Below are 13,946 nucleotides of genomic sequence, written 5' to 3'. Positions count from 1 at the left end.
AAGACAGAGAAATAAGAATTTATCTTAAAAATGATTAGGTTGTGTATCAATTTATTACAAAATAATAACGATATAAAAAAATACCGGCCATTAACAATGGCCGGTACCGATAATTATATTTACGCATTTATATGTTGCGTGAATATATTATTTTACAGATGATTTGCTGAATGCCGCTTCCAGCGCTTTCACCATTTCATCATTTTCTTTCTGTGTCAGCGGTTTCCCTTTGGCACTGATAAACTGGAGGCTGCTGCGGTTATCCAGGTCACCGACCTGTAAGGTGTAATCACCTTCGGCCACTGACGGATCATCCATACCCAGGCTGCTCCACTCTGCAGAACTCAGCCCTTTGTATGTCACTTCAATATTCCCGGTCGAACGGGTGCGGTCACCCACTTTCATGCCGACGCTTTCCAGCACAACCGGCAGACGGGACCAGACCACATCAAACGGCGCGCGGACAATAATCTGCGGCAGACCGGTTTTATCACTGCCGCTCTGAACGTCCGGAGCCGCATACTGTGACGCATTGGTTTCCTGACGTGCGGCATTACGCATACGGTCAAGGCCGTCCACCAGCTCGTTGAGTGTCAGGTTGTTATAACGGGTAATTTCTGTTTTATCTGTCACCGGGTTTTCACCCTGTTTCAGACCTTCACTGGTCACAACAACTGCCACCTGTGAACCGGCCGGTTCAATTTTGATGCGCTGGCGGGACTGTAACGGCAGGTCTTCATCCGCACGCTGCCAGACAATCCAGTCAGTGACAATCACGCCACCGGCTTCATCACGCTGGCTGACCGGCACTGAGCGATCGGCCAGAACGCGGTTGATCTGAGCCCACAGCGTTCTGTTTTCCGCTGAATTCTCCAGCAGAAGACGGCTTGCGTCTCCTGCTGTTTCAGTACGGGAACCTGCTAACAGGCTGACAGTCTGTACCGGCGGACGGATGTCCAGCGCCAGACCGGTCGCACCATCCTGCTTAACCTGAGGAATATCATACTGGCCGCTCTGTAACGGCAGGATCATCCCCTGAGGAACATTCAGCGCCTGTAACTGCGGCGCATCCAGGTACGAAGTATCGCCGCTGACCTGGCGCTTATAGTTCTGATCGCCGGAGCAGGCTGCCAGTAATAAAACCACGGAAAGACCAGCGAGCTTCGTAACCTTTGATTTTTGCAGTAGTGTTGCCATTCAGATTCCCTAAAATATTATCGTATGCCCGCCGTCTTCATGGCACGGCCGACCGTATTCTGCCCCGCTTCCGTGAGCGGTAACAGCGGCAGACGCAGTGTCTGCTCTGCGATCAGACCCAGCTGATGACAGGCCCATTTTACCGGTGACGGGCTTGGCTCACAGAATAATGTGTGATGCAGGTCCATCAGTTGATTATTAATCACACGCGCACGGTCAAAATCCCCGCGCAGGGCAAGATCAAACATCTGTGCCATCTCTGCCGCAGCCACGTTGGCTGTCACAGAAATCACACCTTTGCCGCCCAGGAGGGTGAAATCCAGTGCTGACGCGTCATCACCGCTGAGCAGAATGAAGTTTTCATCATTCACCAGGGTTTTGATTTCATTCACACGGCTTAAGTTCCCGGTCGCTTCTTTAATTGCCACAATATTGTCCAGTTTTGCCAGCCGGGCAACAGTTGCAGGTAACATATCACAGCCGGTGCGCGTTGGCACATTATACAGAATTTGCGGTAATGCGGTATTCTCTGAAATCACTTTAAAGTGCTGATACAGACCTTCCTGTGACGGACGGTTGTAATACGGGGTAACGGTCAGACATGCCGCCACGCCGCTGTTTTCAAATTGCTCAGTAAACCAGACCGCTTCGTTGGTCGCGTTAGCGCCGGTACCGGCAATAACAGGAATACGGCCTTCCGCGAACTCCAGTGTCGCCAGTACCACATCCACATGTTCCTGATGTGACAGTGTGGCGGACTCCCCGGTGGTTCCGACAGCCACAATGGCGGACGTACCTGCCGCGACATGGTAATCCACTAATTTCCGGAGCCCCGCCTTATCAACACGACCCTGTGTGTCCAGTGGTGTAACCATCGCAACAATACTGCCTTTTAAAACGTCATTTATGTGTGACATGTACGAAACCCTCATAATCGGATAAATATAGGACAACATTTTAATGGTACTTGTTCAGAGCGCAGAAAAAAACACCCTAACTGTACGTTTTTAATGAATTTTGTTAATACCTAGCGGCACACCTTAAAAAGAAGTAATAATGTCCGCTTTTTTCACCGGTAAAACGGCGGAACACATGATAACGTGTCTGTATCCGGCAGGTTTGATATGCCGCAATCATTTGATTATTACCGCAGAGCACACAACAGGTTATTGCTATCGGCCTTATCTTTCTTTATGTTTAACACATTCACGGTGTCATGAAGAGGAATGAGGGTTTGCCGCAACGCGATCAGCAATATCTGGTTATCACTGCACTGGGACGGGATCGCGCAGGGATTGTGAATGCGATTACCCGTCATGCCGGAGAGTGTGACTGTAATATCGAAGATAGCCGTCTGGCGATTTTCGGTGAGGAGTTCACGTTTATTATGATGCTGTCAGGCAGCTGGAATGCCATTGCCATGCTGGAGGCCACCCTGCCGGTACTGGCGGCGGAACTTGACCTGCTGACGGTCATGAAACGGACACAGCGCGGGCATCAGCCTGCGGCCACCACCGGTGTCAGTGCGCAGGTTACTGTGCCTGATGCGGCCGGGCTGGTGGAACGCTTTACCAATCTGTTTATGAGACTGGATTACACCCTGGCTGAACTGGTGTCCAAAACCCGGCCGGAGGATGATACAGACGCAGTACTGCTGGAGATTCAGATCACCGCGCATCACCCGACAGGGGAAAACAACGCGGTGCTGCAGCAGCAGTTTTACCGTCTTTGTGCTGAGTTACAGGCCGAAGGCACTATTACCCTGATGAATCATTAATGTTTGTGTTTATTATTACGTTTACGGAGAGTGTGTAATGAGCCCATTGAACGCCGGTGATAAGGCGCCCCTGTTCAGCCTTCCCGACCAGGATGGTGAATCAATCAGCCTGGCCGATTATGCCGGTCAGCGTGTGCTGGTGTATTTTTATCCCAAAGCCATGACGCCGGGCTGTACTGTCCAGGCATGCGGTCTGCGCGACAATATGGATGAACTGAAACAGTTCAATGTTGAAGTGCTGGGGATCAGTACAGACAAACCCGAAAAACTGTCTCGTTTCGCGGAAAAAGAGTTACTGAATTTTACCCTGCTGTCAGATGAAGACCACGCGGTTGCTGAAGCATTTGGCGTCTGGGGTGAAAAACAGTTTATGGGGAAAACCTATGACGGTATTCACCGCATCAGCTTCTTAATCGGCGCTGACGGTAAAATCGAGCATGTTTTTGATAAATTCAAAACCAGCGACCATGATCAGGTTGTGCTTGAATACCTCAAAGCTCACAGCTGATTTATTTGCCGGAATGATAAAAACACTATCTCCCGGTAGTGTTTTTTATATTCCTGATGTTTTTTTAAAAAAAAATACATATTCTGGATATTAGTACTTTGTAATTAAGTTAATATGATATTGTATCTCTGCTGACAATGATGTCACGCTATTAAAAGGGATACTTAATGAAGTTAACCAAAATTGCTACCGTATTATTATTTTTATCACCTGCTTATTTATCGGCGGCGACACAAGATTTCACCTATCGTGATGGTTATAAAATCACGACAGATCAGGCATCACCCGAAGTTAATATCCGGATTAAGGATAATAAACCGACACAATCAATCAGCACACCAAATTCAAATGGTATTTCACACAATTACTTTACTGAATTCAATGTCGGAAAAAATGGCCTGAATATTGATAATTCACCATCAGCTCGTGTGATTATCAACGAAGTAACCGGAACCAATATCAGTCAGCTCGATGGCACTATGGCCATTATTGGTAAACAAGCCAGTCTGGTCATTGCTAACCCGAATGGCGTTAACTGTAACAGCTGTGGTGTATCTAATGTTAGCCACCTGACACTATTAGCCGGAAATACTTCACTTGATGTTACTACAGGAAAACTAATCGGTTTTAAAAATATAACGAATAATGTTATCGTTAGTAATGTCAAAAAAAATGCGATAAAAAGCAACCTGACATTAACGGGAAACAGCGTTGAAATCAACAGCTCTTATGTTAATTCACCGCATACAACGATTAATATTGGTGCAGATAATATCGATCTTAAAAATAATCTTAACTCTCAGATTTCTGATGTTAAATTAACCCCGGGGGAAGTAGTTAATAGTTCAGGCTCATATTCGAATTCATTGATCGACAGCGATACTAAAATACGCGGTAAAATGACCGTCAATGCCAAAAATGCAACGTTAACAAATAACGGTAATATTATATTATCGGAGGTTAACTTAAACTTACTACATTCTGAACTTATTAATGATGGTTATCTTAAAGCATCAAATATTAATATTAATGCAAAAAATGGTAGTATTTCTAATTATCAAAAGATTAGTACAAAAAATCTGACTGCTGATTATAATGGCAATTTCTCCATTTACAATACTACAGCAGGGGAAAAACCAAATAATTTTTATGCCCAAAATATGTCCATTAACAGTCATAACATCAACCATATGATTGACCTGAAAAATAATGCATATCAGGGTTATCTGCGAGATAATACCTTATCTGTCAGTAATGATACCGGTGCCACATTTGCAACCGGACAATTCAATATTGCAGGAAAGCATGACGCCGTACACATTAAAAACGATGGCATAATGTTTACCGGAATGAGAACGTGTCAGTTACCACCCATAATTTTGATATCTGACCGAATAGCGGTATGAATATAAAAGTGATGTTTTATAAAAACATCACTTTTTATTTTTTGATTATTCCTTTGATACTGATTGTATATTATCTTCAACAACCTCTTCAGGCCAGGAATGAATCACTGCTTTAATCAGGGTTGCTAACGGGATAGCAAAGAATACGCCCCAGAATCCCCATAATCCGCCGAAAATAATAATCGACAAAATAATCACCAGCGGATGCAGGTTCACCGCCTCAGAATAGAGGATCGGCACCAGGATATTGCTGTCCAGCCCCTGCACCACCAGATAGGCGATAAACATGGTCCAGAAATCCGAATCCAGTCCCCACTGGAACAGCCCGACCAGAACCACCGGCACCGTCACAATCACCGCCCCCACATACGGGATAAGGACTGACAGCCCCACCAGCACACCCAGCAGTAACGCATAATTCAGGCCGACCACCGCGAAGACGATATAAGTACAAACACCGACAATAATCATCTCGGTGACTTTGCCGCGGATATAGTTGGAAATCTGCTGATTCATCTCCACCCACACTTTCCCGGCCAGTGAGCGGTTACGCGGCAGAATACGCTGAAAACCGCGCAGCAGCTGTTCTTTATCTTTCAGTAAAAAGAACACCATCAACGGCACCAGAATCAGATAAATGGTCAGCGCCAGTAATCCCACCAGTGACGCCAGCGACATTTTCACCACTGAATCCCCGACTGAGAGCAGCTTGCTGCGGGCATTATCGAGGATCATATCCATCAGCCCGACATCCATCAGCGCAGGGAAACGGTTCGGCAGTTCACTGGCGAACTCATTGAAACGACTGAACATATTCGGCATATCCAGCAGCAGGTTACGCCCCTGTCCCCAGACCGTCGGCGCGAGGATAAAGATCACCAGCACGCTGACCCCGATAAACAGCGTCAGGATCAGCATAATCGCCAGCTTGCGCGAGCAGCCCCGTTTTTCCATCTGATGAATCGGCCACTCCAGCAGGTACGCCAGTACAATTGCCACCAGCAGCGGCGCTAAGATACCGCTGAAAAAATAAATAATTCCGAAACCCGCCAGTAAAATAACGGTCAAAGCAACTGCCTGCGGATCGGCAAAACGTCGTCGGTACCACTGAATGATCAAATCTAACATTGTTCTGCTCCCGGGATTAACGGCAAAAATATGACAAATCCTGCCCACCGGGCAGACTGTGTGAGGATTTTACTTGAGTGTTTGCTATGATACACGAATTATTACCAGTGATAATCAACGGGGAAAGCGTCATCCTATGAATACGTTTCTGAAAAAACCGTTAGCCGTCTTACTGAGCCTTGCCCTGACCTTCCCGGTACTGCCTGCCGCACAGGCTGCGGTTGAGGATGCGTTACCTGAAATCGGCACCACCGCCGGCGGTACACTCAGTATCGGACAGGAAAACCTGATGGGGGACTTTTATCTGCGGATGATCCGCAGCAGCTCCCCGATGGTCTATGATCCTGTTTTGCTGCAATATATCAATAATCTCGGCCAGCGTCTGGTCTCAAACGCTGACTCGGTCAAAACCCCGTTTAATTTTTTCCTGATAGCCAACCCGAACATTAACGCCTTTGCCTTCTTCGGCGGCAATGTGGTTCTGCACACCTCCCTGTTCCGCTACAGCCTGACAGAAAGTGAACTCGCCTCTGTGATGGCGCACGAAATCGCTCACGTTACCCAGCGCCACCTGGCGCGGATGATGGAAGATCAGCAGAACAAAGCACCGCTGGCCTGGGCGGCCACTCTGGGCTCTATCCTGCTTCTGATGACCGGCACCCCGGTCGGTGCCGCCGCCATGACCTCGACCATGGCCGGGATCCAGCAGAATATGATCAGCTTTACACAATCCAACGAGCAGGAAGCGGACCGCATCGGCATGGGCACACTGAGCCGTGCCGGGTTTGACCCGCAGGGTATGCCGGACTTTATGACCATCATGGTGGATATGTCCCGTTACAGCTCCAAACCGCCGGAAATGCTGCTGACTCACCCCCTGCCGGACAGCCGTCTGGCGGATGCGCGCAGCCGTGCCGGTCAGATGCCGCGTAAAAATCCGCCACAGTCCTTTGATTTCCTGCTGGCGCGCGCCCGGGCGATGGCAATGTACGGCGGCCAGCCGCTGCGCAATGCGACTGACCAGATGATTGATAACTACAGCAAAGGCAACAGTAAAGAACAAATGGCGGCGGATTATGCCCGTGCCATTCTGCTCTACCGTGACAACAAATATGAACCCGCCTCACAAATTCTGTCGAAATTACTGGCTGCCGATCCTGACAATGTCTGGTTTATCGATGTCATGACAGATGTGGATATCGGTCTGAACAGAACCTCTCAGGCAGTGACCAGGCTGGAAAATGCCCTGAAACGGGAACCGGGGAATTCGGTATATCAGATAAACCTCGGTAATGCCTATATTCAGAATAAACAATATGATAAAGCAACTAAGATTCTGCGCAATTATACCTTTGATCACCCTGCTGACCCGAGCGGCTGGGATCTGCTGGCAGAAGCAGGCGGAAAAGCCGGCCGCCGCACGGACGAACTGGCCGCACGGGCGGAATATCAGAACTTAATGGGCAACTTTGACGGTGCTATCCGCAGCCTGACCGAAGCCGCCCGTCAGGCGAAACCCGGCAGTTATGATCAGGCGCGTTATGATGCGCGGATTGACCAGATCCGCCAGTTACAGCTGCAATTCAAACAATTTAAATAATGAGGAAAACCATGACTGAGACTGTCACTATCTGGCACAACCCGCGCTGCTCCAAAAGCCGTGAAACTCTGGCACTGCTGGAAGAAAACGGCGTGTCTCCGGCAGTAATGCTCTATCTGGACACTCCGCCGTCAGTGGCAGAAATCAAAACTGTGCTCCGTGAGCTGAAATTTGATGACGCCCGCAAACTGATGCGCACCAAAGAAGCCCTTTACAGTGAGCTGGGGCTCGCGACAGTGACCGATCAGGAAGCACTGATTCAGGCCATGCATGATAACCCGAAACTGATTGAGCGCCCGATAGTGATTAAAGGCAAACAAGCCCGCCTCGGCCGTCCGCCGGAGCAGGTGCTGGAGATTATCTGAACCTGATCATCTGTCCCCGGTGACCGCCGGGAACAGAACTCAGAATTGCCTTCCCTTACAGCGGGAAAACGCCTCGATAACGGCATTACCCAACTCTTCATCTGAAGCCGATACCGGAATAATGACATCGTCAGTTTCTGATATACCATCACCGTCCCAGGCTTCAAGTTTAATGTGATTTAGAGGCTTTATTTCAATAACATTACCGACTTGCTTTACAAGGCATTTGTTCATTTTCTTAAAAAGTGATTTTTTATTCTTATATCCGCACAAACCCATTAATTTTTTTATATTGTCTTCATAATTTTCTTTATTTAGTTTATGATCAAAAATATAATTCTCTTCAGGATTAATATCCTCATTTTTTTTGAGAACTTGTCTTAAGCTTATACCAACACTGCTAATTACCGCATCCCCAGGTATAATAATATTACCAAACAAATAGTCCGGTATTAACAATCCATGATCGATCATCCTCAAGAAATAGAAATAACTCCCATTAAAGCTTATGCTTGCATTCAGTTCATCAGAATTTACTTGACTCATGCTAATCACCTTTTATTATGGTTATTTTAATATCTACATTCTTATCGTTTGCGTTCTTTATAGCACTATTTATTGACTTCCATTGCTCTGGCGTCGTTTTTTCTGGGAGGCCAATGTGCAAAACTCTCTTTTTTATATTATCTGTTCTCAATGGAACGTCATCCATTGAATAATTTTTAAACTGAGCTATTTTATTAACATGGCCATTAATGATATATTTTATGGCATCAGGTTTATTTAGTCTACTATCTGTTTGAGTGTTAATAGTTTTTACGCTAATCGCTATTTTATCTTTACTGTCATAATAATCAAAGGTTTTGAATCCATCCGGGAGTTTTGAGCCTGGCGGTAATTGTGTACCAATATAATGCTCAAACGGCATACCCTGCTGGTTGACAGAGGAACCTGACTGATACCACTTCATCGGGATTTTATTGCCCTTTTTATCAGTGGTATAGATTTGATTTAAATCTGCATAACTGACCTTTCTGATATGTTTATGCATTCTGGCAGGATTACCTCTCCTGCCATTCACTGATGACATCAATATACTGTCGATAATAATTTCGGCAGTTGCTTTTTTCAGACCGGTAAAATCTGTTATATATTCCGCATATTGATTACGGACAAAATCATCAATATCATCATGTCTTTCAGTTTCACTGTAAGTAAAAAGCTGTACTTTTCCAGGTGCAACTGACCAGGGATAATAACGAATGCCGTCATCCGCTTTTGTCACCCAGTAATTTGTCAGTAAATTATCTTCAAGATATGTCTCCGGATATTTTGCCATTAACACATCAAAACGTAATTTATCCGGTGAATTTGCAGATTCCTGCACAGTACAGTTGATCAGACGGCAACCTGCTGCAAGCAGGCGCTCTTTTTTAAAATTATCACCGTCAGCCAGTTCCTCTATCGCCTTTAATTCCTGCAAATGAAACTGACGGTTATAACGTTCAACGATCTCAGCAGCATCCGCCGCAGTGGTCAGCCCGTTGATATGGCCTGTTGCAATCAATCCGGCAACAGCACCTGTCATCCGGGCCAGCTGTGCCTGTTGTTCATGTTCCTGCGCTGTCTGATCTAAAGAATCGCCTAATATAATACCGGCTGCCGACGCTGCCAGCGCCCCGGTAACCGCTCCCCTGACACTCCGGTTGGTCAGCTCGGCTCTGACAGCGGCAACCGCAGCATGCGTAATTGCTTTGCCCGGTTCCGTTAATATTTCACCGTGGTCACCAATTAATTTTGCGCCTTCAGCATTAAACTGACTTCCCGTGTTGCTGAGAAGCGCACTAATAAAGTTCTCCCTGAAACTTGTTTCTGATACTGCCGAACCCACCGCTGAGCTGATTACAGACTGGGCGGAAACACGTTGTGCAACCTTGTGCCAATCTCCGTCACTCAGTAACGGAATCCGCGATTGTGCCGGATTTCCGTTCTGCCAGCCCATCGATTTATCCAAACCACTGAACGCCCCTCCGACAACCATCTGACCAATAACAGATTTAACACTTTCACTGCGTCCCAGAGACTTAAATGTTTCAGATAAATTGCCTTTATTCTCTGCCAGTGCAACCGCTGCCTGTGTTGTCAGTGCTATCATTCCGGAATGCGCAGCTCCGGAAATAACAGCGGCAGCCGTTCCTGTGGCTGCGGAAGATGCGGTACTCCCTGCCCATGCAGCCAGCCCGGAGCCCGATGTCGCAGCGGTGACGGCGACAGCCAGAACAGCCGATGCCACCGGATTAAGGTGCTGCTCTTTATAGTCCCAGCGCTGATAGGCATCTGCGACCCGGTTCCACTGAACATCATCACGGGTTATCAGTTCTTTCAGCCAACCTGTTCCGGTATGGCTGCTCAGCATCATTGCGGATTCTTTAAATTCAGGAATGCTGAAAGTTTTACTGTCTGCGGTTATGCCTTTTGCTGCATCAACAGATAAATTTCCGCCGTAATAAATCTGCGGCAACCGCCAGCGGCTCAGCGAGTGCCCCTGATCCCGGCGGGTAATGTAAAAACCCTTTGAATGGCTGACGGTTTGCTCATAAAGTGAGTCGTTAACAGCTTTAAAATTAATTTTCCCTGAGATACTTTTCAGCCTGGCATTTTTAGCTGCTGAAATTTTTGCAGCTTCAAGTGTGATATCATCCAGGGCGATTAAATTAATATCTTCTTTCGATGTAAATTCTGTCGTTTTATTTTTTACTTCATGCTTTACCTTTGTAACTTCTTTTTTTGTTATACAGAATGTCCAACGATTACATTTCTTTTTCTTATCTTCATAATGACTCGTTTCTTCCATTGCCTGTGCATATAAATACCCGCCCTTTGCCGAGATATCCATTACACCATCAGAAATAAGCTCAGCACCCTGAAATAAAACACTGCCTTCAGACAATAGTGTTAATTTATTCTTGCTTTTTACCAGTGTACTGACATGGCGATATGTATCTTCCAGATAATCACGTCTTTTCTGACGATAGTGTATTTTTTCAGATCCCAACTGAATATTTCCACTGCTATGAATATATATATCATCATCAGAGGAGAGTATTGCTGCATGCAGATTAACATCACCTTCCGCCACTAATGTAATATTTTTCTTTGCTGTAAGATAAGAACTTACATAGCGATTATCAATGTAATCATCATAAGAATACCTTATTGCTGAATAAGGAATCCCTGCCAGGCTAAACTCCCCGCCAGAAAACAATAATAAAGACTCATCAGCATGCAGGCCTGCATTCAATAGATTTACATCTCCGGCAGAGTTAATAATAAAGTTTCTTTCTGAATGAATGCGTATTTTGGGCCTTAAATATCTTGCATAGATATCACTACGGCCTTCCCATTTTTTATCAAAGGTAATATCTATATTTCCGCCGGAATAAAAACCTATATCATTTTTGCTGCTAATATCTGTACCATTAATAGCAATATCACTTCCGGCATTCAGGGTGATATAATCTGAAAGTGTCCATTCCTGAAATTTATCTGACAGTGATTTTATTTCATAATCTGCCTTTTTTGTGGATATTCCTGATATCGTTTTCGGATCAAAATCAATCAGTATATTTTTTCGGGAAGATAAATCCACATGACTATTTAATGTGAATGCTATATTTTTGAATGTAATATCACCTCCTGCATCTGCATAGATGCCACCAGGTGCATGTAACAGAGGCAGCGCAGAAATGTCAGATGTAAATACAGGCCTGATTCCTGTTGAGTATATTACATCGCCTTTCTTTGCAATAAGAGACAGCTCACCGGACTTTATATTGGTATTTTCAAGTTCAATACTATCTGCTGTTAATGATAATGACTTACCCGCTACCAATGTACTTTCACGTGAATAAATTTTCTCTTTAGCCTGAACATTTAAATTATTAATTGCACCTATTTTTGACTTCAAACCTATTGATGAAGAATTCAACAATATATTTTCTGCAGCTAAATGATGACTAAAACTATCTCTGATAATCTCATTTACCGGATAGTGTTTTTCAGGGATCTTACTCTCTACATTAATTGTATTGCTATAATCTATAATCAGATTTTCTGAACTTACAGATGGACTGTCAGCCACCCCATGGCTAATCCATGTATAAAATTGCTCCTTTTTCTGAAAGGGAATTTTAATATCATTAACCATTACCCCGGGGGGAATAGTATCCGGCTCAACAAAAAAACGCAGCCATTCACTGTTTATATCTTCCGGTTCATATCTTTCCCATAGTTTTAAAATACCCAGACCATGATTTTTAATATTGATATCCTTGCCGGTTAAAACTATATTTCCCCCTGCAGATAAAAATGAATCATTATTGTCAAAGTGATTCGCATTTATATATATTTTTTTACCGGAATCTATATACGCAGGATGATAATCACTCTTATATCTCACTGCATATTTTTCAACATTAACACTGTCATTAGCTAGTAAATCTATTTCATCAAACCATTTTTCATATTTAAAGTTTTTTAATTCCGGATATACAATCAATAACCCATCTCGCCGCCACATAGGCAAATAACGCAACTGATTCCCGACGCTGCGAACCTCGGTAGATTCTGCCGGAATCTTAAAAAACTCAACAGGCTCAGAGTTACTGACATTAGTTAATGTCTTTGCTTTTATAATTAAATTACCACGTTCAGACTTTAGTGAAGCTGATTTATTAACAACACTCTTGCTAAAATCACCTTCCGGATTTTTTTGTATCCATAAATTTTCCTCTGCCTGTATAATTGCTTCGTGGCCCTGATTATTAACAACATCAGAAAAAATACGTGCATTACCTTTTGATATAACCTCTCCGGCATTTAAAATATCATTTGATATAAGAGTAGTATCACGACCGGAAGCAACCTTTTCTTTATCTTTTATAATAATGTTGTCGGCTATTACTCTTATTCTTTCTTTTGATGTTATATTTCCCGATAATAATACCGCTTTTTTTGCTGTTACACTTATACCATTATTAACAGACTCAATATTATTTAGTTGTACATTGCCATCACTACTTATATTAATAATGCGAATTTTTTCAGCCGAAATCCCACCTTCCTCAGTCATATTTACTGATGATGATTGATTCCCCATAAAACCGGATATAGATTCCTGAATACCATCCTGGTAATTAATTTTATTTGTACCATTTATAATAAAAAGATTTTTTGTATTTATCTTTCCATTTATTTTCGTATCAGCACTGATAAGATTAGTATTTTTTTGTGCATATGTATCCATCCCTTTTTTATTTATCGTGATTGATCCATTTCTTACATTGAGAGATGAAAATTTATTTTCAGGATTAAAATTCACATTCCCCGTGGCAAGTGTAATATCTGGCGTGTTAATGAAATGACAGCCATCACAGGTAATACCATTGGGATTAGCAATAATAACTGATGCCGGGTTACCGGAAACCTCCATAGCCCCCGAAAAGTCAGATAGACCATCACTGATTACCTCATTAATAATTAAACTGGCACTACTCCCCCGCAGATTTATGTTTCCCTCTATTTCACCTGCCAGATAAGATTGACTGTCTTCTGTTCCGTTATTTAATACCACGCCGACTTCAGAAACATTAAACTTACTGTATTGATTATGTGACAATCCATTTCCATCCGGCCTTGAAATGTCAATAATAGTTATATCTCTTTTGACATTTACTTTTAAACGGTTATTAGCCGGAGTTATTTCTGATGCATATATATAATAGGGAAAAACAGAAAATAATATAATAAATAATTTTTTCATCTTATTAATAAAGCACATAACACCTCCGGTGTGTTAATTAAGCAATACAGTCATACACTCACCAGAAGATATCCTATGAACAATCATTGCTGATACTCATGATGACCTTATCAATAATAATTAATTCATTCCTGAAACAAATAC

10 protein-coding genes are annotated in these 13,946 nt (G+C 43.9%); 5 read left to right on the top strand and 5 right to left on the bottom strand.

Features of this window, described 5'->3' with window-relative positions; genetic code table 11:
• Positions 1-147 precede the first annotated feature (147 nt).
• Entirely contained in the window at positions 148-1,197 is a 1,050-nt protein-coding gene (bamC, locus tag GN208_RS17105) for an outer membrane protein assembly factor BamC (protein WP_004235286.1), read from the bottom strand.
• Between the two features lie 17 nt (positions 1,198-1,214).
• Complete coding sequence (gene dapA / locus GN208_RS17100) at positions 1,215-2,114, bottom strand: 4-hydroxy-tetrahydrodipicolinate synthase (protein ID WP_004235284.1); 900 nt, start codon at positions 2,112-2,114, stop codon at positions 1,215-1,217.
• Positions 2,115-2,431: 317 nt separating this feature from the next.
• Between dapA and GN208_RS17095 the strand changes: the two genes are divergently transcribed.
• From GN208_RS17095 to GN208_RS17085, 3 genes are all read left to right on the top strand, one after another.
• Positions 2,432-2,974 carry an ACT domain-containing protein gene (locus tag GN208_RS17095; RefSeq protein ID WP_004235282.1) on the top strand — a complete coding sequence of 181 codons (543 nt, stop codon included), beginning with the start codon at positions 2,432-2,434 and terminating at the stop codon, positions 2,972-2,974.
• Positions 2,975-3,011: 37 nt separating this feature from the next.
• Positions 3,012-3,482, top strand: a complete 471-nt coding sequence (gene bcp / locus GN208_RS17090) for a thioredoxin-dependent thiol peroxidase (protein WP_004239939.1) — start codon at positions 3,012-3,014, stop codon at positions 3,480-3,482.
• Between the two features lie 167 nt (positions 3,483-3,649).
• Positions 3,650-4,888, top strand: a complete 1,239-nt coding sequence (locus GN208_RS17085) for a filamentous hemagglutinin N-terminal domain-containing protein (protein WP_004235278.1) — start codon at positions 3,650-3,652, stop codon at positions 4,886-4,888.
• A 45-nt stretch (positions 4,889-4,933) separates the two neighbouring features.
• Here GN208_RS17085 and GN208_RS17080 read toward each other — a convergent pair whose 3' ends face one another.
• Positions 4,934-6,016: an AI-2E family transporter gene (locus tag GN208_RS17080; RefSeq protein WP_004235276.1), complete on the bottom strand. Its 1,083-nt coding sequence runs from the start codon at positions 6,014-6,016 to the stop codon at positions 4,934-4,936.
• A 136-nt stretch (positions 6,017-6,152) separates the two neighbouring features.
• Here GN208_RS17080 and GN208_RS17075 point away from each other — a divergent pair, with 136 nt between their 5' ends.
• Both GN208_RS17075 and arsC read left to right on the top strand, forming a co-directional pair.
• On the top strand, positions 6,153-7,616 hold the full coding sequence (locus tag GN208_RS17075; protein ID WP_004235274.1) for a M48 family metallopeptidase: 1,464 nt from the start codon (positions 6,153-6,155) through the stop codon (positions 7,614-7,616).
• An 11-nt stretch (positions 7,617-7,627) separates the two neighbouring features.
• Positions 7,628-7,981 carry an arsenate reductase (glutaredoxin) gene (gene arsC / locus GN208_RS17070; protein WP_015422766.1) on the top strand — a complete coding sequence of 118 codons (354 nt, stop codon included), beginning with the start codon at positions 7,628-7,630 and terminating at the stop codon, positions 7,979-7,981.
• A gap of 39 nt (positions 7,982-8,020) precedes the next feature.
• Here arsC and GN208_RS17065 read toward each other — a convergent pair whose 3' ends face one another.
• Positions 8,021-8,527, bottom strand: a complete 507-nt coding sequence (locus GN208_RS17065) for a contact-dependent growth inhibition system immunity protein (protein ID WP_015422767.1) — start codon at positions 8,525-8,527, stop codon at positions 8,021-8,023.
• A gap of 1 nt (position 8,528) precedes the next feature.
• Entirely contained in the window at positions 8,529-13,820 is a 5,292-nt protein-coding gene (locus GN208_RS17060) for a DUF637 domain-containing protein (RefSeq protein WP_061057460.1), read from the bottom strand.
• Positions 13,821-13,946: the final 126 nt, after the last annotated feature.

The sequence above is a fragment of the Morganella sp. HSTU-ASny43 genome, from assembly GCF_022819185.1.
Classification (GTDB): Bacteria; Pseudomonadota; Gammaproteobacteria; order Enterobacterales; family Enterobacteriaceae; genus Morganella; species Morganella morganii.
Note: the sequence above shows the minus strand (reverse complement) of the source record. Positions and strands in the feature narration are given on the sequence as shown.